The sequence below is a fragment of the Rathayibacter oskolensis genome (assembly GCF_900177245.1).
In the GTDB taxonomy this organism is placed as follows: Bacteria; Actinomycetota; Actinomycetes; order Actinomycetales; family Microbacteriaceae; genus Rathayibacter; species Rathayibacter oskolensis.
The window spans coordinates 1,022,107-1,045,452 of record NZ_FXBM01000002.1; the positions used below are offsets into that span (position 1 = coordinate 1,022,107).

Genomic DNA, 23,346 nt, shown 5'->3' on the forward strand with positions numbered 1-23,346 from the left:
AGCCACGCGCGAGCGAACCGGACGGCCGCACGCGCGGGGCAGAGGCGCGACTCCGAATCGCGTGCCAAGCGATTCGGAGCAGCCGACGAGACCCGCTCTGCGGAACGCCCCACGTGACCGAGCCGACTGCGGATCCGCCGGGCGGGGACCGGCGAATCCGGACATCCGACACCGGCCCGACGGGCCGGTGTCGGATGTCCGCGGTAAAATCGCCTCCGTGCCCCTCAACGAGATCATCTCGGCGCTTTCGCGCGCCTCCGCGTTCGACGACGCTCTCGCGTACTCGGTGCGCGATGCCGACTTCTCCGTGGCCGACGGCCTCCGCGTGCCCCTCCTGGCCGGGCTCCTCGAGCGCCGTGCCGAGGCCGGTCGCCCGCAGGCGGCGCTCGTCGTCACCGCGACGGGGCGCGACTCCGAGAACATCCGGGCATCGCTCGGCTGCATGCTGCCCGGCGCCGACGTCGTCGAGTTCCCCGCGTGGGAGACCCTCCCGCATGAGCGGCTCAGCCCGAGCGCCGAGATCGTCGGCCGCCGTCTCGACGCGCTGCGCCGCATGAAGCAGTGGTCGGGCGAGCGGCCGCTCGTCGTCGTCGCCTCCGTGCGGGCCGCGCTGCAGCCGGTCGCCGACAACCTGGCCGACATCGAGCCGATCCGCCTCGTGAAGGGCGGACGCGGCTACGACCTCGGCCGGATCGCCGCCGAGCTGGTCGATCTCGCCTACGCCCGCGTCGACATGGTCACCCGTCGCGGCGAGTTCGCGGTGCGCGGTGGCATCCTCGACGTGTTCCCGGCGGTGGCCGAGCACCCGAGCCGCGTCGACTTCTTCGGCGACGAGGTCGACTCGATCCGCGGCTTCTCGGTCGCCGATCAGCGCTCGCTCCCCGGCGAGTCCGAGTCGGTCACCCTGCCGCCGAGCCGCGAGCTCCTGCTCGTCCCTGCCGTGCGCCAGCGCGCCCGCGAGATGCTGCACGAGTTCCCGAGCCTGTCGGCGATGCTGGCGAAGATCGCCGAGGGCATCCCCGTCGAGGGCATGGAGTCGCTCGCGCCGGCGCTGCTCGAGCGCCTCGTCCCGATCTCGCACTACCTCCCCGAGGGGGCGGCGGTCGCCGTGCTCGCGCCGGAGCGCGTGGCGACCCGCGCGATCAGCCTCGCCGAGACGAACCGCGAGTTCCTGCAGGCCGCCTGGAGCGCTGCCACCGCAGGGGCCGAGGCCCCGATCGACCTCGCGTCCGGCGAGTTCATCTCGCTCGGCGCCCTCCGCGACGCCGTGAAGTTCAGCGCCCCCGGCGCCGCGGCCCCCGACCACCCGTGGTGGACGATGAGCACCTTCCGCCAGGGGCCGGCCGCGGGCGAGGCCGAGGTCCTGCCGGAGGAGCTGGGCATCGACGAGATCCTCGCCGTGCGCGTCGACGGCGAGCCCGTCCCCGGGTTCGGGGCCAACGTCGAGGGCGCTCTCGCGCACGTCCGCTCCCGGCTGGCCGCCGGCTGGAGCGTCGTCCTCACCGCCCCCGGCCTCGGCACGGTCGAGCGCACCGATCAGGTCCTCGCCGAGCACGAGATCGCGGCGCGCATCGTCGCCGACCTCCCCGCGCAGCTCGAGCCGGGTCTCGCCTACGTGCTGCAGGCGTCCGTCGACCACGGCTTCGAGGTCGAGGAGGCGAAGCTCGCCCTGCTCACCGACACCGAGTTCTACGGGCGGACGGTCGGCTACGACTCCCGGGCCGTGAAGAAGCTCGCCTCGCGGCGCAAGAACGTCGTCGACCCCCTGCAGCTCGCGCCGGGCGACTACGTCGTCCACGCGACCCACGGCATCGGCAGGTTCGTCGAGCTGTCGCAGCGCGAGGTGTCCAGCGGCGGCCGCAACGCCGTCAAGACCCGCCGCGAGTACCTCGTGCTCGAGTACGCGCCCAGCAAGCGCGGCTTCCCGGGCGACAAGCTCCTCGTCCCGACCGACCAGCTCGACCTCCTCTCGCGCTACGTCGGAGGCGAGGCGCCGGCGCTCAGCAAGATGGGCGGCAGCGACTGGGCGCAGGCCAAGAGCAAGGCGCGGCGCGCGGTCCGCGACATCGCGGTCGAGCTGGTGAAGCTCTACTCCGCGCGGATGGCGTCGCCCGGGCACGCCTTCCCGCCGGACACCCCCTGGCAGCGCGAGCTGGAAGAGGCGTTCCCCTTCGCCGAGACTCCCGACCAGCTCACCGTCATCGACGAGGTGAAGGCCGACATGGAGCGGCCCATCCCGATGGACCGGCTCCTCTCGGGCGACGTCGGCTTCGGCAAGACCGAGGTCGCCGTGCGCGCCGCCTTCAAGGCGATCCAGGACGGCAAGCAGGTCGCGATGCTGGTGCCGACGACCCTGCTCGTGCGCCAGCACCTCGAGACCTTCCAGGAGCGCTTCGCCGGCTTCCCCGTGCACCTGCGCGCCCTCAGCCGCTTCCAGAGCGCGAAGGAGTCGAAGGAGACGATCGACGGCCTGGCCGACGGCACCGTCGACATGGTCATCGCGACGCACCGCCTCCTGAGCGACAACATCGTCTTCAAAGACCTGGGGCTCCTGGTGATCGACGAGGAGCAGCGCTTCGGCGTCGAGCACAAGGAGAAGCTGAAGGCGCTGAAGAAGAACGTCGACATCCTCGCGATGAGCGCGACGCCGATCCCGCGCACGCTCGAGATGGCGGTGACGGGCATCCGCGAGATGTCGACGCTGGCGACGCCTCCCGAGGAGCGGCACCCGATCCTCACCTTCGTCGGGCCGTACTCCGAGAAGCAGGTCTCGGCCGCGATCCGCCGCGAGCTGCTGCGCGAGGGGCAGGTCTTCTTCGTGCACAACCGCGTCTCGACCATCAACCGGGTCGCATCCCAGCTCGCCGAGCTCGTCCCGGAGGCGCGCATCGCGGTCGCTCACGGCAAGCTCAGCGAATCGCAGCTCGAGCGCATCATCGTCGACTTCTGGGAGCGCAAGTTCGACGTGCTCGTCTCGACGACCATCGTCGAGACCGGGCTCGACATCCCCAACGCCAACACGCTGATCGTCGATCGGGCCGACAAGTACGGGCTCTCGCAGCTGCACCAGCTGCGCGGCCGGGTCGGTCGCGGGCGCGAGCGCGCCTACGCCTACCTGCTCTACGACGAGATGAAGCCGCTCAGCGAGACGGCGCACGACCGGCTGCAGACCCTCGCCGCCAACTCCGATCTCGGCGGCGGCATGCAGATCGCCCTCAAGGACCTCGAGATCCGCGGAGCGGGCAACCTGCTGGGAGGCGAGCAGTCGGGTCACATCCAGGGCGTCGGCTTCGACCTCTACCTGCGGATGATCGGCGAGGCCGTCGACACGTTCCGCGGCGAGGTCGCCGAGGGCCAGACCGAGCTGCGCCTCGAGCTGCCCGTCGACGCCCGGATCCCGGAGGAGTACGTCGACAGCGAGCGGCTGCGCCTCGAGGCCTACCAGAAGCTGTCGGCCGCCTCGTCGCCGACCGCGAAGGAGGGGAGCATCGAGCTGGTCGTCGAGGAGCTCACCGACCGCTACGGCGAGCTCCCGGAGGCGGTCGAGAACCTCATCCTGGTCTCGCGCCTGCGCATGCGGGCTCAGAGCGCGGGCCTGAGCGACGTGGTCGCGATGGGCTCGAACGTGCGCGTCGCCCCCGCGCACCTCGCCGACTCGATCCAGGTGCGGTTGCGCCGCATGTACCCGACCGCGAAGTACCTGCAGCAGGCCAACGCGGTCGTCGTGCCGATGCCCGTGCTCGACGGCGTCCCCCTCGGCGACCGTGCGCTGATCGAGTGGGTGCGCGCGCTCCTCGAGGCACTCTTTCCCGAGCCCGCGGCCGTCGCGAGCTGAGCCCACGAACGAAGGATCCGCCATGACGACACCCGACGAGCACCCCGCCCCGCTCCGAGTCCCCGCCCCCGGCGAGTCGAGCATCCCCGAGCTCGAGGAGGACGAGACGGTCGCGCCCCGGCCCGAGGAGGAGGTCGCCGACGTCGCCCGGGCCGAGCCCGACGTCGACGACCACGCCCGGCCTCCGGCCTGAGCCCCGTGGGTCAGTGCCCGAAGTGCGCCCTGACCTCGGCCTTCCAGCGCTCGCGGTCGGCCTCTGAGATGAACGCCGCGTCGAACGAGTTCAGCGCGAGCTGCTCGAGCTGCGCGTCGTCCATGCCGAGCTCCTCGACGAGGGCGCGGTAGTTCGCGTCGACGTAGCCGCCGAAGTAGGGCGGGTCGTCGCTCGACACCGTGGCGATCAGCCCGGCCTCGAGCATCGCCGGCAGCGGATGGTCCTTCATGGTGTCCACGGCGCGGAGGGCCACGTTCGAGAGCGGGCAGACCGTGACCGGGATGCCCTCCGTCCGCAGCATCGCGACGACGGCGGGATCCTCCATCGCCCGGATGCCGTGGTCGATCCGCTCGACCCGGAGCAGCTCGACCGTCTGGGCGACCGTCTCGGGGCCGCCCTCCTCTCCGGCGTGCGCGACGAGCCGCAGACCCTCCGCCGCGGCGCGCGCGTAGACGTCGACGAAGAGCTCTGGCCCGAAGCCGACCTCGTTCGAGTCGAGGCCGACGCCGATGATGTGCTCGCGGTAGGGGAGGATCGCCGTCAGCATCTCGTCGGCCGCATCGGCGCCGAGGTCGCGCAGGAAGCACATGATGAGGTCGGTCGAGATCCCGTGGGTCTCCTCGCTGCGCTCCAGTGCGCGCGTCAGTCCGCCCATGATCACCTCCAGCGGGACTCCGTTGCCGAGGTGGGTCTGCGGGTCGAAGAAGATCTCGGCGCGGCGCACGTTCGCGGGCTTCGCCCGGTCGAGGTAGCCGGTGGCGAGCTCGAAGAAGTCCTGCTCGGTCTTCAGCACCGTCAGATTCGAGTAGTGCAGCTCGAGGAACGAGCCGAGGTCCGTGAACGAGTAGCGGGCGCGCAGGGCGTCGAGATCCTCGGTCGGCAGCGCGACGCCGTTGCGGCGGGCCATCTCGACGATGTGCTCGGGCTCGATGGTCCCCTCGATGTGGATGTGCAGTTCGGCGCTCGGGGGCGCGCCCCGGTCGAGGGCAGTGGTGTCGGGCACGGTGATCCTGTTCCTGGGTGCGCGGCGCACCCGTCGACACGCTAGCCGGGTCGTGTTTCGCGCCGATGACCGCGGGATGTGGACTCCGGGGCGCGGCACGGACGCAGCAGCGCCCCCTCGCGGCGATGGTCGAGGATGGGGAGATGGCCCCGCTCCTCGCCGTCCGCCGCACCCCGCCTCCTCCGCCCTGGAGCGGGCCGTCGGTCGATCTGCGCGGGGTGTCGGTGCGCACTCCGGAGGGAGTGCTCCTCGCCCCGGTCTCCCTCCGCGTCGAGCGGGGCGAGACCGTCGCGGTGACCGGGCCGAACGGCAGCGGCAAGACCACGCTGCTCCGCGTGGTCGCCGGGCTCCTCCGCCCGACTGCAGGCAGCGCCGTCGTCGCGGGGCACCCCGCCGACGAGCGGTCGGGCCGGCACCGGCGGGCGGTCGCCGCGCTCGTGCAGGCGCCTCCGTTCGAGCGCGATCTCACGCTCGAGGAGCACCTCGCGATGGTGGCGGTGTCGTGGGGCGAGGGAGTCGCGCAGGCGCGCGCACGCGCCGAGCAGGGGCTCGACGCCCTCGGTCTCACCCCGCTCGGCCGCCGCTTCCCCCACGAGCTGTCGTCGGGGCAGACGCAGCTCTTCTCGCTCGCGCTCGTGCTGGCCAGGCCGTCGGAGGTGCTGCTGCTCGACGAGCCGGAGCAGCGCCTCGACAGCGATCGGGTACCGCTCGTCGCCCGCGTGCTGCGGGAGGCGTCGGCGCACCGCGCGGTGCTCGTGGCGACCCACAGTCCCGTGATCGTCGAGGCGGTGGCGACCCGGGTGCTCGAGCTCGGGCGTCCGTGAACGCCTCCCGCGTGGCGGCCGTCCGCGCGGTCCACCGCTCTCGCGACGGGGCGGGGAGCGGGAGCGCCTACTCCGGTTATCTCGCCGCGATGACGCTGCTCGTCGTCGTGCTGCCGGTGCTCCGTGCGCTCGTGCTCGCCCTCGGCGACCCGCTGGTCAGCAGCGCGCTCGCGGGGGTCGACCTCGTCGGGCTCCTCGCGATCGCGGCCGGGGCGACCCTCCCCGCGGCGGTCCTCCTCGGTCGTGCGCGCGGGCCGGCGGTCGGCGCGCCCTACCCGACGGCGGTCCTCCTCGAGACCGACGTGCGCCGCTGGCTCGTGCTCCGGCGGTCCGTGATCGTGTCGGCGACCGGAGTCGTGCTCGCCGGTGCCGTCTCGGCGGTCGCGGTCGCCGTCGCGACGGGTTCGTCACCGGTGATCGCGGCGCTCGCCGGCGCGGCCTTCGCCGTGCTGGTCACCGTCGCCTGGCTCGCGGGGCAGTGCCTTCCGCCGTCGCGCGCCACGGCGCTCGCCGGGGTCCTCGCGCTGCCCGTGGTGGCCGTCGTCCTCCCCCCTGCGCTCGCTCCCGTCACACCGGGTGGTCTGCTCGCGGTCGCGGCGGCCCGGCCGTCGTCGGCTGCCGTCGGGGCGATGATCGCCTCCGTCGCCCTCGCCGCGCTCGCCGTCCCCGCGGCACCGCGCCTGCTCGATGCGGCCTCGGGCCCCGCTCTGCTGTCCCAGTCCCTGCGGTGGGAGTCGGCGCGGCGGAGCACGGCGACCGGTGATCTCGCGGAGTCGCTCACCGGCTACCGCGCCCTCCCTCGCCGGGGCAGGAGCCTCGCCGCTGTCCGGATCGCCCCCTTCCCGCTCGCGCTCGTGGTGCGCGACGCTGTCGGTGCGCTCCGGACGCCCGGACGCTCCGGAGCGGCCGCCCTCGCCCTCCTCGGTGCGGGAGTCGCCGTCGCGCTCGCATCCGTCGCGCCACCCTCGCTGCTCGCGATCCCCGCGACCGCCGCCGGGATCCTCGCCTACCTCGGCGCGGGAGTGTGGGCCGACGGATTCCGGCACGCCGCCGACACCGCCGGGCAGACCGCGTTCGTCGCGCCGCCTCCGTTCGAGCTGCTCCTGCTGCACGGGGTGCTGCCCGTGGTGCTGGCCGTCGTCCTCGCGGTGACGGGTGCGATCGCAGCCTCCGCCGCCCTCCCGGGAGCCGCCGCCCTGGCGCCCGCCGCGGCAGTGGCGGTCGTCGCGGTCGCCGCACGGGCGATGGACGCGACGCGGGGTGCACTGCCGCCCGCGCTCCTCTCGCCGGTGCCGCTCCCGATCGGCGACGGAGCCGGTGCGATGGTCGTGCTCTGGAACCTCGCCGGCGCACTGGTGAGCGCCGGCGCGGCGGTCGCGCTGCTCGCCTCGCCCCTCCTCCTCGCCGGCGTCCCGCTCGTGGCAGCGGCCTGCCTCCTCGTGGCCCGCGGCCGCCTGGCGCGGCCCTGACCGCGGGGAGCGGGTGCGAGGATGGCCCGGTGACCGCGCACCCCCGGCTCGACGAGCTCATCGCCACCGTCCACGTCCTCCGCGCCCCGGGCGGCTGCCCGTGGGACGCCGAGCAGACCCACGAGTCGCTCGTGCGCTACCTCATCGAGGAGTCGCACGAACTGGTCGACGCCATCGAGGCCGGCGACCGTGCCGATCTGGTCGAGGAGCTCGGCGACGTGCTCTACCAGGTGCTCTTCCACGCCGATCTCGCCGCCGACGGCCCCGAGCCGTTCACGATCGAGGACGTCGCGGCGCACATGAACGCCAAGATGGTCGGCCGGCACCCGCACGTCTTCGCGGACGCCACGGCCGAGACCGCCGACGACGTCATCGCCGTCTGGGACGAGCTGAAGAAGGTCGAGAAGCCGCATCGCACGAGCGTGCTCGACGGCATCCCCCAGGGCATGCCCGCACTCGCCCTCGCCGACAAGGTGATCGGCAAGGCGACCGCCCTCGGCATCGTCGACGCGGGGGAGGGCCCGCTGCCGATCGACTCCGAGGAGGATCTCGGCCCGCTCCTGCTCGCGATCGTCGCCTCCGCCCGCGCGCAGGGTCTCGACGCCGAGCGCGCCCTCCGCGTCGCGACCCGCGATCTGCAGGACGAGATCCGCGCCGTCGAGCAGGAGCGCCGCCCGGAGTAGCCGCCCTGGAGCCTCTTCCGCGAGCCGCGGTCGCGCAGCCCGCTCAGGCCACCCGGCGCCCGCGCGGCAGCCGCGCCGCGGGCGTCGCGGTCCGCCGGACCGCCCCGAGCAGGAGCCCGACCGCGAGCACGAGCTGCAGCCCGAGCCCCACGAACCACGACGGCACCGTCCGGTCGAAGACCTCGTCGACCGAGGTCGACGTGGGGTAGTTGATCGGATCCTCGCAGTCGACCTCGATCAGCAGATCGGGCGCGATCTGCGCCTGCCGCACCAGCAGCGAGATGCCGCCGAAGAGGTCGTTCGGCTGCCCGTACTCGCCGAACTCCGCAGGGACCGCGTCGGCGAGCACCACGAACGGGTTCAGCGCGAGGAGCCCCCAGTAGTAGTCGGGCCGGGCGACCTGCATCTCGTAGTCGTCCCCGCAGTAGTAGCCGTCGTCGCCCTCGCGCTCCGTCGAGTCGGAGTACACCGTCCGCTGGGTCGACGTGGTGACCGCAGTCAGCAGCCCGAACGAGATGAGCGATCCGATGCTCAGTGCGGCGACCACGAGGTAGGTGGTGACCACCGACATCAGCGGCCGGTCGAGGATGCCGCTCAGCCCGACTCCGACCGCCGCGACCACCCCGAGCTGCACGGCGAGCACGAGCACCGACACGGAGGCGGTGACGAGCGAGACCCCGCCCACCGCCACGGCGATCAGGAGGAACGGCACGGTGCTCACGAGGAACGCGAGCGCCACCAGCCAGGCCGAGGCGAACTTGCCCAGCACCAGCTGAGCCGTGGTCACCAGCGTGACCTGCGTCGTCGCGAGCGTGCCCGCGTCGCGATCGCCGTTGACGGCGGTCCCCGAGAGCGCGGGGGTGACGAGGCTCCCGAGCAGCAGCACGAAGTACACGAGGACCGAGAAGATCCAGCCGCCGACGACGGCGCCGCTGCCCGAGAGCACCCCGGTCGCGACGACCAGCAGACCGGTGACGGCGCCGACGAGCACGAAGAACAGCCCGAGCAGCACGAACGACGAAGTCCCCCTGACCCTCTGGGCCAGCTCCAGTTCGAGGACGATGCGCACTCCGCGCAGGAACGGCAGCGGTCGGGCCGCGGTGTCGGTGCTCATCGTGCGTCCCCTCCGTGCTCCGTCGCCGCGGACGGACGAGCCGAGCGGGTCAGATCCGAGAAGGTGTGCTCGAGCTCGCCGACGGCCGGGGCGAACCGGCTCACCGAGACTCCGGAGGCGACCAGCCGGCCGAGCAGGTGCGCCGCGGCCGCGTCGTCGGCCACCGGCACGAGCACGGCGTCGCGGTCGACGCGGACGCGCACTCCCGTCAGCTCCTCGACCGCGGCCGCCAGGGCGGCGCCGCGCGGCGCCACCGCATCGATCCGCCAGGCGCGCAGCGACCGGGCCGCCTTCGCGACCGCCTCGTTCGACGCCGTCGCACCGGCGTCGAGGTACACCGCCGCGGTCGCCATCTCGTCGAGCTCCGCGAGCACGTGGCTCGACACCAGCACGGTCCGCCCCTCGTCGGCGAGGCGGAGCACGAGGTCGCGCAGCGCGATCCGCGCTCCCGGGTCCAGGCCCGAGGCTGGCTCGTCGAGCACGAGCACCGACGGGTCGTGCACCAGCGCCCGGGCGAGGCTCAACCGCTGCTTCTGCCCGCGGGACAGCACGCGGGTCGGGCGGTCGGCGAACTCGACGAGGTCGACGTCGACGAGCAGCTGCCCCGCCCGCGACTGCGCGGCCTCGCGCGTCATCCCGTAGAGCATCCCGGTGGTGCGGAGGGTCGCCAGCGAGGTGAGGCTCGCCCACGACCCCAGGACGTCCGGCATCCAGCCCAGTGCGGCCCTGACGGCCGCCGGATCGTCGACCGGATCGTGACCGGCCACCCGCAGGACACCGGCGTCGGGGCGCAGCAGCGTCGCGAGCAGGAGCATCAGCGTCGTCTTCCCGGCCCCGTTCGGGCCGATCAGGGCCGTCACCTCGCCGGGACGCGCCTCGAAGCTCGCGTCCCGCACCGCGTGAACGGAGCCGAACGCGCGCGAGACCCCCTCTGCGACGATGCCCTCGCCGCTCTGCCGCCGGATGTCCATCGGTCCCCCCACTTGATCGTCGAGCCTCCCGCTCGCGCTTCCCCCGGTCGCGCGAGCGCGGCGAGCCTAGCCGACGCCTCCGACGCCGGGGCGTCGCACGACGGTCTGGGAGAATCGAGGCATGGCCTCACCGATCACCCCGCCCCGCGGCATGCGCGACTTCCTCCCCGCCGACAAGGCGAAGCGCGAGCACGCGCTGGGAGTCATCCGCCGCGTCTACGCCGCGCACGGCTTCGACGAGATCGAGACCCCGGTGGTCGAGGACTTCGACCGGCTGCACTCCGGCCTCGGCGGCGACAACGAGAAGCTGGCGTTCAGCGTGCTGCGCCGCGGACTCTCGCACGAGGATCTCGCCTCGGCCGCCGCCTCCGACGACGCCGCGCAGCTCGCCGACCTCGGCCTGCGCTTCGACCTCACCGTGCCGCTCGCGCGCTTCTACGCGACGCACCGCTCCGAGCTGCCGACCGTGTTCCGCTCCGTGCAGATCGCTCCGGTCTGGCGTGCCGAGCGGCCGCAGAAGGGCCGCTACCGCCAGTTCGTGCAGTGCGACATCGACATCATCGGCGAGCCGGGGCAGCTGGCCGAGGTCGAGCTGATCACGGCGACGGCGGCGGCGCTCGACACGCTGGGCCTGCGCGACTGCACGATCCGCATCAACGACCGCCGCATCCTCACCGGGATCCTCGAGTACTGCGGGTTCGCACCGGAGCGCTTCGGGCCGGCGCTGATCTCGATCGACAAGCTCGACAAGATCGGCGCCAGCGGCGTCGTCGGGGAGCTCGAGGCCGACGGCGCCGACGCGGCAGCCGTCCTCGGCGGCTACCTCGCCCGCATCGAGAGCGCCGTCGCCGCCGGGGGAGTGGAGCTCGACGAGTCGGCGATCCTCGGCATCCTGCCCGAGGGCATCGACCAGGAGGCGGTGCTCGCGCTCGAGACGCTCGCCCGCTCCCTGCGCTCCCTGCCGGCCGGGGTGAGCCTGCGGTTCGACCCCACTCTCGTGCGCGGCATGGGCTACTACACGGGGACGATCTTCGAGATCGCCCACCCCTCGTCCGGCTCCTCCGTCGGCGGCGGCGGGCGCTACGACGGGATGATCGGGCGCTTCCTCGGCCAGGACGTCCCGGCCTGCGGGTTCTCCATCGGGTTCGAGCGCATCGTCGAGCTGATCGACGTGCCCGCCGACGAGCGCCCCGACGCGGTCGTGCTGGTGCACGAGCGCGACGCGGCTCCCGAGCTGCTGCTCGCCCTGAAGCAGGAGCTGATCGCAGCAGGCTCGCGGGTGCGGCTCGAGCGCCGCTCGAAGAACCTCACTCCGCTGCTCGATCGCGCCGCCGCCGCCGGGTTCACGCGGTTCGCGGTGGTTCCCCGCGACGCCGACCGGGTCGATGGGCTCATGTTCAAGCCGCTCGGCTGACCGCCGACCCCGTGCCGGCGGGCTGAGAGTCGTCTCACCCGATCCGCCGGGGCGGCGCGGTCGGGCGGTCGGGATCCTGGCGGATCCGTGAGAGCCTTAATCCCCGCGAAATCTGCGGACACACCCGAGAAATCTCCCGAGGATAGCGTCGAGGCACCCGATCGGCGCGACTTGGCGCGCCTGAACGGGCACCCCGTCGCGACCCGCGCACTCCAGCCCCCGCATCACAGCAGCAGCTCAGCGTCACAGCAGCAGCGCTGACGCACCGACCCGAGGAGTCCTCTTGACCCTGTCGCCCTTCCGCACCGCGCCGAACTTCGACCGCCGCAGCCTGTTCCGCATGGCCGGAGTCGCAGGCCTCGCCATCGGCGGTGTCACCGTCCTCGCCTCCTGCGCCTCCGACGACTCGTCCGCGTCGGCCGGCGGATCCGCCGAGGGCGCCGACCTCGGCACCCTGAAGGTCCAGCTGTCCTGGATCAAGAACGAGGAGTTCTCGGGCGAGTTCTTCGCCGACTCCGAGGGCTACTACACCGACGCGGGCTTCTCGTCGGTCACGCTCACCGCCGGACCCTCGACCGGCACCGCCGAGCTGCTCTCCGGCTCGGCCGACGTCGCCCTCAGCGACGCGGTCTCGGTCGGCACCGTCGTCGCCCAGCAGGAGGCGCCGCTCAAGATCATCGGCGCGACCTACCAGAAGAACCCCTTCACGGTCCTCTCGATCGCGACCGCCGGCAACATCGCCACTCCCGCCGACCTCGCGGGCAAGAAGATCGGCGTGCAGGCCTCGAACACGTCGCTCTTCCAGGCCCTCCTGGCGGCGAACGACCTCTCCGAGTCCGACCTGACCGTCGTCCCCGTCGAGTACGACCCCTCCGTCCTCATCAACGGCACGGTCGACGGCTTCATCGCCTACCTGACGAATGAGGCGATCACCGTCGCGAACGAGGGCTACGAGGTCGTCAACCTGCCCTTCGCCGACAACGGCCTCCCCTTCGTGGCCGAGACCTTCACCGTCACCGACCAGTCGATCGCCGAGAAGCGCGACGCGCTCAAGGCGTTCCTCGTCGCCGAGATCAAGGGCTGGTCCGACGCCGTCAAGGACCCGGAGGCGGGCGCCATGCTCGCCATCGAGACCTACGGCGCCGACCTCGGCCTCGACGAGGCGGCCTCGAAGCAGGGCGCGACGATCCAGGCCGAGGAGCTCGTCGTCTCGGACGAGACCGCCTCCAACGGCCTCTTCACCATCTCGGACGAGCTCCAGTCCGAGACGATCGCCTCGCTCGCGGGCGCCGGCATCGACATCGAGGCCTCCGACCTGTTCGACATGAGCCTCCTCGCGGAGGTCTACGAGGAGAACCCCGATCTCGTCGACTACACGGCCTGATCCGCACGATCCACCTCCACGAAGGGCACCACTCGTGACCGAGACGACCGACGCCGGCACCCTGAGCGATCAGGGTGCCGGCGGCACCGGCATCCAGATCCACGGCCTGTCGAAGACGTTCCGGATGGGCGCCCGCAGTGTCACGGCACTGCAGGACACCGACCTGCACACCGACCAGGGCAGCTTCCTGGCGCTCCTCGGCCCCTCGGGCTGCGGCAAGTCGACGATCCTCCGCATCCTCGCGGGGCTGGAGGAGCCCACCTCGGGCTCCATCCGGGTCGACGGTCGCACCCCGAAGGAGCTGCGCCGCGACAACAAGCTCGGCATCGCGTTCCAGGACCACGCGCTGCTGCCCTGGCGGAGCGTGATGTCCAACATCCGCCTCCCGTTCGAGATCGCGGGCAAGCAGGTCGACCAGTCCTACATCGACGAGCTGATCGACCTGGTCGGCCTCCGCGGGTTCGAGAAGGCCAAGCCGGCGCAGCTCTCGGGAGGCATGCGCCAGCGCGTCTCGATCGCCCGCTGCCTCATCCTCAAGCCCGAGGTGCTCCTGCTCGACGAGCCGTTCGGCGCGCTCGACGACATGACCCGCCAGAAGCTCAACCTCGAGCTCCTGCGCATCTGGACCGAGAAGCCGGCGACGACCCTCCTCGTCACCCACGGCATCTCGGAGGCCATCTTCCTGTCGGACCGCGTCGCGGTGATGAGCCCCCGGCCCGGACGGGTCAAGGAGATCATCGAGATCGACCTGCCGCGTCCGCGCACGCCGGAGATGCAGCGCACCCCCGAGTTCCACGCCTACGTCGACCAGGCCTCCGAGCTGCTCTTCGGCTCCGGCGGCGCTGCCGCGGACGACCACTAGGCGTCGTCGTGGCCCTCGCAACCACCGCCAAGTCCACCGAGCGGCGCGCCTTCTCGATGCCGCCCTGGGCGTCGGGTCTGCTCGGCGTCGTCGGCATCGTCGTCGTCTGGTGGGTCATCGCACTCGTCACCGCGCCGTCGGCCGGCACGACCTACGCCGCCGTGCCCACGCCCGTCCAGGTCGTGCAGGTCGCGATCGACGACGGCTTCGGCTTCTACTGGCGCAACTTCTCCGTCACGATCGGCGAGGCCGCGGTCGGCTACTTCTGGGGCAACCTCATCGCCCTGGTGCTGTCGGCCCTCGTGCTCGTCGTGCCGTGGCTCGAGGGAGTCGTCTCGCAGCTCGCCGTCGTCACCTACTGCGTGCCGATCGTCGCCATCGGCACCCTCGTCCTCCTCATCCTCGGGGGCGCGGACGCGCCGGGGCAGCCGAGCGCGACGGCCGTGTTCCTCGCGGGTCTCTCGGTGTTCTTCACCACCGTCGTCGGCAGCCTCCTCGGTCTGAAGGCCGCCGACAAGGCGTCCCTCGACGTCGTCACGGTCTACGGAGGCACGCGCCTCACCCAGCTGCGCAAGGTGCGCCTCATCGCCGCCCTGCCGAACATCCTGTCGGCGCTGCAGATCGCGGTCCCCGCCGCGTTCCTCGGCGCGATCCTGGGGGAGTACTTCGGCAAGATCGAGACGGGCGTCGGCCCGATCCTCGTGGCGGCCCAGGTGTCGCTGAACTCGCCGCGGGTCTGGGCGCTGTTCCTGCTCTGCGCGGGCGTCGCGCTGCTCGGCTACGGGATCGTCGGACTCATCGGGCGCTTCGTCGCCCCCTGGTCCTCTGGCAAGGGAGCCTGACCATGACCACCACCAGCGACCGCACCGTCCAGTCGACCGAGACCTCGATCCTCGCGGTCGACGAGCTCCGCCGTCAGCTGCGCAACGCCGCCCTCGGGGCGACGCTGAAGAGCCTGCGCAAGAGCGCGCTCATCGCCCTGTCGACCGTCGTGATCGTGCTCGCCATCTGGATCGGGATCATCGTCTTCAGCGGCGTCTCGCCCTATGTGATCAAGGGGCCGTGGGACGTCTGGAACCACCTCGTGACCGACGAGGAGGCGGCGGCGCACCGCGCCGATCTCGGCGGCCTCTTCGCGGTGACGATGTGGGACTCCTTCATCGGCTTCGCCGCGGGTCTCGCGGCGGCGATCGTCGTCGCGATCCTGTTCCGTCTCTCGAAGGGGATCGAGCACGCGCTGATGCCCTTCGCGCTCCTGCTGCGCTCCGTCCCGCTCATCGCGATGGCGCCGCTGATCATCCTCGTCTTCGGGCAGGGCACCATCGCCTCGGTGGCCGTCGTCGGAGGCATCGTCGTGCTGTTCCCGGCGCTCGTGACGATCGCGTTCGGCCTGAGCAACGCCTCCCCACAGATGCTCGACGTCGTGTCGGTCTACGGAGGCTCGACCTTCACCGCCATCCGCAAGGTCGCGATCCCCGGAGCCCTGCCCTCGCTCTTCGCGGCGGTGCGCATCTCGGTCCCCGGAGCGATCACCGGTGCGCTGCTCGCGGAGTGGCTCTCGACCGGCAACGGCATCGGCGGAACGATCTCGGCCTGGTCGGCGCAGGCGCGGTTCGACGACGTCTGGTCGGCGGTCGTCCTGGTGACCGGCGTCTCGCTCGTCCTCTACATGGTGGTGCAGGTCATCGAGACCTTCGTGCTCTCGCGCATGTCGCTCTCCCTGTCCTGACGACCTGCCCTCTTCGGGGACGTCACGGAGCCGGGCGGAGGCGTCAGACGGTGACGATAGCGTCGATGCGGCGCCGGGCCAGCAGGTCGCGCCCGCCGAGGCCGTCGAGCTCCATCACCACGGCGATGCCCTCGAGGTGCCAGCCCGCCCGCTCGATCAGGCGGCAGCTCGCGTCGAGGGTGCCGCCGGTGGCCAGCACGTCGTCGACGAGCAGCAGGCGCGAGCCGGCGGGCATCGCGTCGCGGTGCACCTCGAGAGTCGTCGACGCGTACTCGAGCGTCGCCTGCTCGCGCAGCACCGCGCGCGGGAGCTTGCCGGGCTTGCGGATCGTCACGACGCCCAGTCCGGCCGAGTAGGCGGCCGCGGCGGCGAGCAGGAACCCGCGCGCCTCGACTCCGGCGATCGCGTCGATCCGGCCGCGGTAGGGCTCGATCAGCTCGTCGGCGACCGCTCGCAGTGCCGCGCCGTCACCGAAGACGGGAGTGAGATCGCGGAAGAGGATGCCGGGCTTGGGGAAGTCGGGCACGACCTCGGTGAGGCTCTCGACGAGGGCGGCGGCGGTCGTGGTCACGGTTCTCCTCCGGTCTCCGGGCGGTGCGGGCCCTGGGAGTCTATGGGCGCTCTGCGTTCCCGCGCCGTTCAAGGGCGGTCAGTAGACTCCTTCCCGACCGCTCCCGGTCCTCCTGGGAGCCCACCCGTCAAGAGGAGATAGTTGTGGCCCTTATCGAGGCAGTCGTCGCCCGAGAAATTCTGGACTCCCGTGGAAACCCCACGGTCGAGGTCGAGGTCCTGCTCGAGGACGGCGCGTCCTCGCGAGCGGCCGTCCCGTCCGGCGCGTCGACCGGCGCCTTCGAGGCCTACGAGCTGCGCGACGGCGACGCCGGCCGCTACCTCGGCAAGGGCGTGCAGAAGGCCGTCGACGCCGTCATCGACGAGATCGGCCCCGCGATCGAGGGCTTCGACGCCACCGACCAGCGTCTCGTCGACGCCGAGCTGATCGAGCTCGACGGCACCGAGAACAAGTCGCGCCTGGGCGCGAACGCGATCCTCGGCGTGAGCCTCGCGGTCGCCAAGGCCGCCGCGCAGTCGGCCGATCTCGACCTCTTCCGCTACGTCGGCGGCCCGAACGCGCACACCCTGCCCGTCCCGCTGATGAACATCATCAACGGAGGCGCGCACGCCGACACCGGCGTCGACATCCAGGAGTTCATGGCCGTGCCGCTCGGCGCCGAGTCGTTCTCGGAGGGTCTGCGCTGGGGCGTCGAGATCTACCACGCGCTCAAGTCGCAGCTGAAGAAGGCCGGCTTCGCCACCGGCCTCGGCGACGAGGGCGGCTTCGCCCCCGATCTGCCCACCAACCGCGAGGCGCTCGACTTCATCCTCAAGGCCGTCGAGTCGGCCGGCTTCACCCCCGGCGCCGACATCGGCCTGGCGCTCGACGTCGCCTCCTCGGAGTTCTTCGAGGACGGGGCCTACGCGTTCGAGGGCAAGAAGCTCTCGGCCGAGGAGCTCTCCGCCTACTACGCCGACCTCGTCGCCAACTACCCGCTCGTCTCGATCGAGGACCCGCTGGCCGAGGACGACTGGGCCGGCTGGACCCACCTCACCGCCGAGATCGGCGACAAGGTGCAGATCGTCGGCGACGACCTCTACGTCACCAACCCGATCCGCCTCGCCAAGGGGATCGCCGAGAAGGCCGGCAACTCGATCCTGGTGAAGGTCAACCAGATCGGCACGCTCACCGAGACCCTCGACGCCGTCGCCCTCGCGCAGCGCTCCGGCATGACCGCGATCCTGTCGCACCGCTCCGGTGAGACCGAGGACACGACCATCGCCGACCTGGCCGTCGCCACCGACGCGGGTCAGATCAAGACGGGTGCCCCCGCCCGCTCCGACCGCGTCGCGAAGTACAACCAGCTGCTGCGCATCGAGGAGATCCTGGGAGGCGCCGCGACGTACGCGGGTCGCTCCGCCTTCCCGCGCTTCACCGCGTAGTCTCTCCCCGCCGGACCGGCCCCGGAGCCCGCACCCAGGTGCCGGCACCGGGGCCGCTCCCGTTCCCGCCGGCGTCCGGCACCGCTGTTCCGCTCGAGGAGGCATCAGCCCATGGCCCGTCCGCCCCGTCGTCCCGCCGCTCCGGCGAACGCTCCGCGCCGGCCCTCGGAGCCGGGGAAGGCGTCGCCGTCGAAGGCCTCACCCTCGAAGGCCTCGGCCTCCACGTCCTCCTCCGCGAAGCCCTCGCCGGCGTCCGGCACCGCGCGGCCTCAGGCGACGCCGCCGCGCCGACCCGCGCCCGGTGGATCGCGGCCCGCGCGCCCGAAGCAGCCGCCCGCCGCGCCGTCCTCCGCGTGGATCGCGGGAGTGCGCGGCTCGGGCTTCACCCTCCTCGTGATGGGCATCATGATCCTGGCGGTCGTCGTCCTCGCGCCGAGCATCAAGAACTTCGTCGAGCAGCGCGCCGAGATCTCGGAGCTGCAGCGCTCGGTCGACGAGGCGAAGACGCAGTCGCAGGACCTCGACGAGGAGCGCACGCGCTGGTCCGACCCGGCGTACATCCGGGCTCAGGCGCGCGAGCGGCTGTACTTCGTGATGCCGGGCGAGGTCAGCTACCTCGTCCTCGACGACATCGCCGTCGCCCAGCAGGCCGAGCAGCCCGCGAGCGACTCGGTGCAGGAGACGGCGTCGGACTGGGCGGGCTCGCTGCTCGCCTCCCTCGCCGTCGCCGGCCTCGGCGACCCGAGCACCGACGAGCTCGCGCCGGACGCTGTGGAGTCCGTCCCCGCCCCCTGAGGCCGGTCGGGCCAGGATCGCCCGTACACTGGGTCGTTCCGCCCGGTCCGCACGTCCCCTGGAGCTCCCCGTGACCACGCCCCCCTTCGATCCGCCCACCGAGCGCGACATCGCCGTGGTCTCCGCCCAGCTGGGCCGCCCCGCCCGCGACGTCGTCGGGATCAGCGCGCGCTGCATCTGCGGCGACCCCACGGTGGTCTCCACGAGCCCGCGCCTGTCCGACGGCACCCCGTTCCCGACCTTCTACTACCTCACCCACCCCGCGGCGACCGCCGCGATCTCGCAGCTCGAGGCGACGCAGGTGATGGTCGAGTACAACGACCTGCTGGCCGAGGACGAGGAGCTCCGCGCCGCCTACGAGGCGGCCCACCGGGCGTTCCTCGCCGATCGCGAGAGCATCGGCGCGGTCCCCGAGATCGCCGGCATCTCCTCCGGAGGCATGCCTGTCCGGGTCAAGTGCCTGCACGCCCTCGCGGCGCACGCTCTGGCCGCAGGCCCCGGAGTGAACCCGATCGGCGACCTCGCCCTCGCCCGGGCCGCCTGGTCGCCCGAGCACTGCTCCTGCCGTCCGCTCGAGCAGTAGCCGCCCCTACCGCCGCCGGGAGGACCTGCCGATCGGCGCGCTCTTCGCTAAGCTGATTCCCAGTCGGGGTCAGTGCTGCCACCCGCGTCGAGAGTGGGCACTCGCCTTTGAGCAGGGTGTCTGCATTGTCCATCCCTCTGGAGAGTTCACAGTGCCCAAAATCCTGATCGTCGGAGGCGGCTACGCCGGTTTCTACACCGCGTGGAAGCTCGAGAAGTACCTGCGCCCCAACGAGGCCGAGGTCACGATCGTCGACCCGCTGCCCTACATGGCCTACCTGCCCTTCCTCCCCGAGGTCGCGGCCGGCTCGATCGAGCCGCGCCACGCGATCGTGTCGCTCCGCCGCCACCTCAAGAAGACCGCGATCCTCGCCGCGAAGGTCACCAAGATCGATCACGCGAGCAGGACCGCGACGATCACCCCGACCGTCGGCGAGCCGTACGACTTCGTCTACGACCAGATCGTCATCACCGCCGGCTCCGTGTCGCGCACGTTCCCGATCCCGGGCGTCGCCGACAACGCGATCGGCCTCAAGACGATCGAGGAGGCGACCGCGATCCGCGACCGCATCCTCACCAACTTCGACAAGGCGGCCTCGCTGCCCGCCGGTCCCGAGCGTGCACGCCTCCTGACCGTCACGGTCGTCGGCGGCGGCTTCGCCGGCATCGAGGTCTTCGCCGAGCTGCGCTCCTTCGCGAGCGCGCTGCTCAAGCGCTACCCCGAGATCGACTTCGAGGAGACGAAGTTCCACCTCGTCGAGGCGATGGGCCGGATCATGCCCGAGGTCGCGCTCGAGACGAGCCACTGGGTGCTGAAGAACCTCGACCAGCGCGGTGCGACCGTCCACCTCGACACCCAGCTGAAGTCCGCCGAGGGCGGCGTCATCGAGCTGTCGACCGGCGAGACCTTCGAGTCCGACCTGATCATCTGGACCGCCGGCGTCATGGCGAACCCGTCGATCAAGAACTCCGACCTCCCGATCGAGGAGCGCGGTCGCCTGCGCGTGCGCGCCGACCTCCGCGTCGGCCACGACGACGTCCTGGTCGAGGGCGCCTGGGGTGCCGGCGACGCGACCGCCGTCCCCGACCTCACCGGAGGCGGAGTCGGCGGCTTCTGCGTCCCGAACGCCCAGCACGCGGTGCGCCAGGGCAAGCTCCTGGCGAAGAACATCGTCGCGGTCCTCCGCGGCGAGACCCCGAAGGACTACTTCCACAAGAACGTGGGAGCGGTCGCCGGTCTCGGCATCGGCATCGGCGTCTTCCAGTCCGGCAAGATCGCGATCAAGGGCTTCCCGGCCTGGGTCATGCACCGGGGCTACCACGGTCTCGCCATGCCGTCGTGGGAGCGCAAGCTCCGCGTCGTCAGCGGCTGGGTCGGCAACCTGGTCCTCGACCGCGACATCGCCTCGATCGAGGCCCGCGAGAACCCGCGCGGCTCGTTCGAGACCTACGCGTCGCGCCCCCGCCCCGCGGCTCCGGCTGCAGCTGCGGCTCCGGCCGAGACCCCCGGCCCCGCAGGCGCCCCGGTCCCCGTGGGCGGCGAGCCGGCCAAGTCCTGACATCACCGGTGGAGGCGCGCTCAGTCGCGCCTCCACCGGCCGCCCCCATAGCCCAACGGCAGAGGCAGACGACTTAAAATCGTTTCAGTCTGGGTTCGAGTCCCAGTGGGGGCACTCTTCCTCCCTGTCGCGGACTGCGACCCGCGTCGGTACCGAGCTTCCGACGCCCGCGTCCGGGCTGCTCCTCAGTGCTCAGGCGTCGCACGCTCCTCCGTGCCCAGGCGTCGCACGCTCCGGCTCGAGGCGGCGAGGAGCGTGGCGACGAGGATCGCGGCCGCGCAGCCGACGAGGGTGCTCCGGGTGCCGACGAGCTCGGAGAGCGGGCCGACCAGGGCCTCGCCCAGCGGGACGGCGAGGAACGAGCCGACCATGTCGTAGGAGTAGACGCGGGCCAGTGCCTCCCGGGGGACGTGCGTCTGCAGCGACTGGTCCCAGGCGATCGCGAAGACCTCGAGGGCGATGCCGCCGAGCGCGAAGGCGATGAGCAGCGCCGGCAGAGCGGGGGCCAGCCCGAGGGTCGCGACAGGGACCGCCGTGAGCGCCATCAGCGCCACGCCGATGCCGAGTGCTCTGCGCGGGCGCCAGCGCAGGGCGGGCAGGGCGCCGAGAGCGAGGCCGAGGGTCTGCGCGGCGATCACCAGACCCCAGGCCGCCCGGCCGAAGGACTCATCGGCGATCACCGGGCCCAGCACGGTCGTCGCGCCGACGAACGCGGCGTTGAGGACGGTGAACTGCGCGACGACGATCCACACCCAGCGCCGGCTCGAGAACTCCCGCCATCCGTCGCGGAGGTCGGCGAGCACCCCTCCGCGGGGCGCAGCGGATCGGGCGCCGCCGGGCAGGCCCATCCGGGAGAACAGCGCGCCGGCGAGGGCGAACCCCGCGGCATCGACGGCGAGCCCCCATCCGGGCCCGACGACGGCGACGAGCGCCGCTCCGCCGGACGCGCCGATGATGCTCCCTCCGTTCAGCCCGAGGCGCAGCAGCGCGTTCGCCGGCCGGAGGAGCCGTTGCGGCACGGTCTCGGGGACCATCGCCGCGGCCGCGGGCAGGCTCACCGCGGCGACCGCGCCGTTGAGCACGCTCAGGACGACGAGGCTCCCGAGCGTCGCTGTGCCGCTGATGACCAGGGCGGCGACGAGGCCCTGCGTCGCGGCAGCGGCGAGCGAGGCGCCGACGAGGACGATCGTGCGGGGGAGGCGATCCGCGATCACTCCGCCGAGCAGCAGGACCGCCACGTTGGCGAGCGAGCGCGCGGCGACGACCAGGCCGAGGTCCACGGCGGATCCCGTCAGATCCAGGACGGCGAAGGCGAGGGCGATGGGGGCGAGCGCGTTCCCGAGGATGCTGGTCGACCGCGCCGCGAGCAGCCATCGGAACGGGCGGTGGGCGAGCGGTCCCGCGCTGTCCGAGCCGGGGGAGGGATGCGGCGCCGTCGCGCCGATCACGGGCGTCGAAGGGGGAACAGCGCGGCCGACATGGACACGGGCCTGGTGCCCGGCGACCGCGGCGTGCGCGCGGCGGCGTGCAGGAGGGCGGAGGCCTCGCCGACGTGGCGGACCACTCGTCGCCAGGTCTCCGGGTCGACCCAGAGCTCGGCGTCCGTCGACAGCTGGGGGCCGTCGACCCGTCGGCCCGCGCGTCGCCGCAGCTCCTCGATCAGCGCGTCGAGGTACGCGTCCCGGTCCTCCTGCGGGATCGCCTCGCGCGGCTGGTCGACGTCGAAGGGCAGGGCGGAGGTCTCGTGCCGGTACCGCTTGGCCTCGCCGCCGCGCACGCGCACCGTCTCGACGACCCGGACGAGACCGGCGCGCTCGAGGACCCGCAGGTGGTAGCTCGCGGTCGCCTGCGAGAGCCCGAGCTCACGAGCGGCCTCGGCCGCGCTGAGGGCGGCGCCGGTGACCAGCGAGAGCAGCCGGAGGCGGAGCGGATGTGCGGTGGCGCGCAGTTCGTCGAGAGAGGACATGCGGTCATCGTCACCCGCCGCCCGCTGACCGTCAAACAGGTCTTTGGGGGTCGGTCGCTGTCCGTCCGCGCGGCCGCGGTGACGGCGCCGCTACGCCGCTCTGGCGTGCGCGCTCCTCTCGAGCGGCACCGCCTCGACCAGGACCACCCCGTCGAGCAGTGCGGCCTCGAGCGCGCCGGTGAGCTCGCCGGGGGCGCACTCGGCGCACAGCACGACGAGGTCGTCGGCGTCACCCGCTCCGGAGCGGTCGAGGACGAGGGCATCGGTTCCGCAGCTTCCGCATTCGATCATGCGGGTACCGTACGTCCGACCGCCGACATCGCCGGGAGGCGGCTCCGGCGGGTCGCCTCCGGCTACCGCCAGGTCTCGATACGGTCAATCCCCCGCTCATGCCGGGCGGCTCCCCTAGAGTCGTCACCAGGCGGTTCTCGCGCCCGTGTGGAGCGCGCGCGCTTCCGTCGCGGGGGTCGGCACCGCTCCGGTTCATCGGGGGTCGTGCTCACCGCGCCGCCCCCCTCTCGTGCCCGCGGGCACCGTCATGCACCGCCCGGCGACGGGCGGCCAGGAGGCCTCCATGGGGAAGCTGCTCTACGGCGCCTCGGGCGTCGAGATCGAGTTCGACGACCGAACGCTCACGCACGTCCAGATCGTGATCGCGAACAAGCTGCGCCGGCGCGAGAGCTTCTTCTTCTCGTGGCGCGACGACCCCGCGGTGGGCGACGGGCGCTCGAGCATCTGGCTGGACCCCTCCGTGCCCCTCTACTTCAAGTACTTCGGCGGGCGGGTGCCCTCGATCAACCGCACCTGGATCGACCTGCTGACCGTCTCGGCGAACTCCTCGGGCGGGCTCCAGCTCGTCCAGGAGCCGGACGCCGCGCCGACCCCGCCGCCGAAGGGCGAGCAGGTCACCTGACGCGCCGGGGACCGTCCGTCCCGCACCGCCCATC

General features: G+C 72.4%; 23 protein-coding genes and 1 tRNA gene. 16 read left to right on the forward strand and 8 right to left on the reverse strand.

Annotated elements, in window-relative coordinates:
• Nucleotides 1-217 precede the first annotated feature (217 nt).
• Nucleotides 218-3,835 carry a transcription-repair coupling factor gene (mfd, locus tag B9Y99_RS13795; protein WP_085477122.1) on the forward strand — a complete coding sequence of 1,206 codons (3,618 nt, stop codon included), beginning with the start codon at nt 218-220 and terminating at the stop codon, nt 3,833-3,835.
• Between the two features lie 22 nt (nt 3,836-3,857).
• On the forward strand, nt 3,858-4,028 hold the full coding sequence (locus tag B9Y99_RS18855) for a hypothetical protein (protein WP_165759630.1): 171 nt from the start codon (nt 3,858-3,860) through the stop codon (nt 4,026-4,028).
• A 10-nt stretch (nt 4,029-4,038) separates the two neighbouring features.
• Here the strand turns inward: B9Y99_RS18855 and B9Y99_RS13800 are convergent, their stop codons facing one another.
• Nucleotides 4,039-5,052, reverse strand: a complete 1,014-nt coding sequence (locus tag B9Y99_RS13800; protein ID WP_085477123.1) for an adenosine deaminase — start codon at nt 5,050-5,052, stop codon at nt 4,039-4,041.
• 143 nt (nt 5,053-5,195) lie between these two features.
• Here B9Y99_RS13800 and B9Y99_RS13805 point away from each other — a divergent pair, with 143 nt between their 5' ends.
• The 3 genes from B9Y99_RS13805 to B9Y99_RS13815 are packed head-to-tail and all read left to right on the forward strand — an operon-like array spanning nt 5,196 to nt 8,028.
• Entirely contained in the window at nt 5,196-5,876 is a 681-nt protein-coding gene (locus tag B9Y99_RS13805; protein WP_085477124.1) for an ABC transporter ATP-binding protein, read from the forward strand.
• Nucleotides 5,873-7,345, forward strand: a complete 1,473-nt coding sequence (locus tag B9Y99_RS13810) for a hypothetical protein (protein ID WP_085477125.1) — start codon at nt 5,873-5,875, stop codon at nt 7,343-7,345. Before B9Y99_RS13805 ends, B9Y99_RS13810 begins: the two co-directional genes overlap by 4 nt.
• Before the next feature lie 29 nt (nt 7,346-7,374).
• A complete protein-coding gene (locus tag B9Y99_RS13815; protein WP_208856955.1) occupies nt 7,375-8,028 on the forward strand; it encodes a nucleoside triphosphate pyrophosphohydrolase in 654 nt (217 codons plus the stop codon).
• Nucleotides 8,029-8,071: 43 nt separating this feature from the next.
• Here the strand turns inward: B9Y99_RS13815 and B9Y99_RS13820 are convergent, their stop codons facing one another.
• Complete coding sequence (locus tag B9Y99_RS13820; RefSeq protein ID WP_085477126.1) at nt 8,072-9,142, reverse strand: ABC transporter permease; 1,071 nt, start codon at nt 9,140-9,142, stop codon at nt 8,072-8,074.
• Nucleotides 9,139-10,113 carry an ABC transporter ATP-binding protein gene (locus B9Y99_RS13825; protein ID WP_085477127.1) on the reverse strand — a complete coding sequence of 325 codons (975 nt, stop codon included), beginning with the start codon at nt 10,111-10,113 and terminating at the stop codon, nt 9,139-9,141. The genes B9Y99_RS13820 and B9Y99_RS13825 overlap by 4 nt, the downstream gene beginning before the upstream one ends.
• A gap of 121 nt (nt 10,114-10,234) precedes the next feature.
• On the opposite strand from B9Y99_RS13825, the gene hisS reads away from it, so the two are divergent.
• The 5 genes from hisS to B9Y99_RS13850 all read left to right on the forward strand — a co-directional run bounded on the left by hisS (nt 10,235) and on the right by B9Y99_RS13850 (nt 15,502).
• Nucleotides 10,235-11,527, forward strand: a complete 1,293-nt coding sequence (gene hisS / locus B9Y99_RS13830; protein ID WP_085477128.1) for a histidine--tRNA ligase — start codon at nt 10,235-10,237, stop codon at nt 11,525-11,527.
• Between the two features lie 283 nt (nt 11,528-11,810).
• Complete coding sequence (locus tag B9Y99_RS13835) at nt 11,811-12,911, forward strand: ABC transporter substrate-binding protein (RefSeq protein WP_244274914.1); 1,101 nt, start codon at nt 11,811-11,813, stop codon at nt 12,909-12,911.
• Nucleotides 12,912-13,035: 124 nt separating this feature from the next.
• The gene (locus tag B9Y99_RS13840) at nt 13,036-13,773 is read left to right on the forward strand and encodes an ABC transporter ATP-binding protein (RefSeq protein WP_085477427.1); all 738 of its coding nucleotides are present in this window, start codon (nt 13,036-13,038) and stop codon (nt 13,771-13,773) included.
• Between the two features lie 8 nt (nt 13,774-13,781).
• On the forward strand, nt 13,782-14,615 hold the full coding sequence (locus B9Y99_RS13845; protein ID WP_244274916.1) for an ABC transporter permease: 834 nt from the start codon (nt 13,782-13,784) through the stop codon (nt 14,613-14,615).
• A gap of 2 nt (nt 14,616-14,617) precedes the next feature.
• A complete protein-coding gene (locus tag B9Y99_RS13850) occupies nt 14,618-15,502 on the forward strand; it encodes an ABC transporter permease (protein WP_208856956.1) in 885 nt (294 codons plus the stop codon).
• Between the two features lie 43 nt (nt 15,503-15,545).
• Here the strand turns inward: B9Y99_RS13850 and B9Y99_RS13855 are convergent, their stop codons facing one another.
• A complete protein-coding gene (locus tag B9Y99_RS13855) occupies nt 15,546-16,073 on the reverse strand; it encodes an adenine phosphoribosyltransferase (RefSeq protein WP_085477129.1) in 528 nt (175 codons plus the stop codon).
• A gap of 143 nt (nt 16,074-16,216) precedes the next feature.
• Between B9Y99_RS13855 and eno the strand changes: the two genes are divergently transcribed.
• On the forward strand, nt 16,217-17,497 hold the full coding sequence (gene eno, locus B9Y99_RS13860; protein WP_085477130.1) for a phosphopyruvate hydratase: 1,281 nt from the start codon (nt 16,217-16,219) through the stop codon (nt 17,495-17,497).
• Between the two features lie 104 nt (nt 17,498-17,601).
• Here eno and B9Y99_RS18860 read toward each other — a convergent pair whose 3' ends face one another.
• Nucleotides 17,602-17,757, reverse strand: a complete 156-nt coding sequence (locus B9Y99_RS18860; RefSeq protein WP_165759631.1) for a hypothetical protein — start codon at nt 17,755-17,757, stop codon at nt 17,602-17,604.
• Nucleotides 17,758-17,863: 106 nt separating this feature from the next.
• Here B9Y99_RS18860 and B9Y99_RS18865 point away from each other — a divergent pair, with 106 nt between their 5' ends.
• The 4 genes from B9Y99_RS18865 to B9Y99_RS13880 all read left to right on the forward strand — a co-directional run bounded on the left by B9Y99_RS18865 (nt 17,864) and on the right by B9Y99_RS13880 (nt 20,547).
• Nucleotides 17,864-18,292 (forward strand): FtsB family cell division protein, encoded by a 429-nt coding sequence (locus B9Y99_RS18865; protein WP_165759632.1) that lies wholly within the window; start codon nt 17,864-17,866, stop codon nt 18,290-18,292.
• A gap of 70 nt (nt 18,293-18,362) precedes the next feature.
• Nucleotides 18,363-18,875, forward strand: a complete 513-nt coding sequence (locus B9Y99_RS13870; RefSeq protein WP_085477132.1) for a DUF501 domain-containing protein — start codon at nt 18,363-18,365, stop codon at nt 18,873-18,875.
• Nucleotides 18,876-19,026: 151 nt separating this feature from the next.
• A complete protein-coding gene (locus B9Y99_RS13875) occupies nt 19,027-20,433 on the forward strand; it encodes an NAD(P)/FAD-dependent oxidoreductase (RefSeq protein WP_085477133.1) in 1,407 nt (468 codons plus the stop codon).
• A 41-nt stretch (nt 20,434-20,474) separates the two neighbouring features.
• Nucleotides 20,475-20,547 (forward strand) — tRNA-Leu (locus tag B9Y99_RS13880).
• Nucleotides 20,548-20,618: 71 nt separating this feature from the next.
• On the opposite strand, the gene B9Y99_RS13885 is transcribed toward B9Y99_RS13880, so the two are convergent.
• The 3 genes from B9Y99_RS13885 to B9Y99_RS13895 all read right to left on the reverse strand — a co-directional run bounded on the left by B9Y99_RS13885 (nt 20,619) and on the right by B9Y99_RS13895 (nt 22,690).
• Entirely contained in the window at nt 20,619-21,881 is a 1,263-nt protein-coding gene (locus B9Y99_RS13885) for an MFS transporter (protein ID WP_244274918.1), read from the reverse strand.
• Nucleotides 21,878-22,399, reverse strand: a complete 522-nt coding sequence (locus B9Y99_RS13890; protein ID WP_085477134.1) for an ArsR/SmtB family transcription factor — start codon at nt 22,397-22,399, stop codon at nt 21,878-21,880. Before B9Y99_RS13890 ends, B9Y99_RS13885 begins: the two co-directional genes overlap by 4 nt.
• A 90-nt stretch (nt 22,400-22,489) precedes the next feature.
• The gene (locus B9Y99_RS13895; RefSeq protein WP_085477135.1) at nt 22,490-22,690 is read right to left on the reverse strand and encodes a hypothetical protein; all 201 of its coding nucleotides are present in this window, start codon (nt 22,688-22,690) and stop codon (nt 22,490-22,492) included.
• A gap of 283 nt (nt 22,691-22,973) precedes the next feature.
• On the opposite strand from B9Y99_RS13895, the gene B9Y99_RS13900 reads away from it, so the two are divergent.
• Complete coding sequence (locus B9Y99_RS13900; RefSeq protein WP_085477136.1) at nt 22,974-23,312, forward strand: DUF7882 family protein; 339 nt, start codon at nt 22,974-22,976, stop codon at nt 23,310-23,312.
• Nucleotides 23,313-23,346: the final 34 nt, after the last annotated feature.

What these genes read in the sequence shown, in the direction of transcription:
- B9Y99_RS13825 (WP_085477127.1), bottom strand. Translation starts at nt 10,113, where the DNA reads ATGGACATCCGGCGGCAGAGCGGCGAGGGCATCGTCGCAGAGGGGGTC.
- B9Y99_RS13840 (WP_085477427.1), top strand. Translation starts at nt 13,036, where the DNA reads ATGGGCGCCCGCAGTGTCACGGCACTGCAGGACACCGACCTGCACACC.
- B9Y99_RS13850 (WP_208856956.1), top strand. Translation starts at nt 14,618, where the DNA reads ATGACCACCACCAGCGACCGCACCGTCCAGTCGACCGAGACCTCGATC.
- B9Y99_RS13890 (WP_085477134.1), bottom strand. Translation starts at nt 22,399, where the DNA reads ATGTCCTCTCTCGACGAACTGCGCGCCACCGCACATCCGCTCCGCCTC.
- B9Y99_RS13805 (WP_085477124.1), top strand. Translation starts at nt 5,196, where the DNA reads ATGGCCCCGCTCCTCGCCGTCCGCCGCACCCCGCCTCCTCCGCCCTGG.
- B9Y99_RS18855 (WP_165759630.1), top strand. Translation starts at nt 3,858, where the DNA reads ATGACGACACCCGACGAGCACCCCGCCCCGCTCCGAGTCCCCGCCCCC.
- B9Y99_RS13820 (WP_085477126.1), bottom strand. Translation starts at nt 9,142, where the DNA reads ATGAGCACCGACACCGCGGCCCGACCGCTGCCGTTCCTGCGCGGAGTG.
- hisS (WP_085477128.1), top strand. Translation starts at nt 10,235, where the DNA reads ATGGCCTCACCGATCACCCCGCCCCGCGGCATGCGCGACTTCCTCCCC.
- B9Y99_RS13900 (WP_085477136.1), top strand. Translation starts at nt 22,974, where the DNA reads ATGGGGAAGCTGCTCTACGGCGCCTCGGGCGTCGAGATCGAGTTCGAC.
- B9Y99_RS13895 (WP_085477135.1), bottom strand. Translation starts at nt 22,690, where the DNA reads ATGATCGAATGCGGAAGCTGCGGAACCGATGCCCTCGTCCTCGACCGC.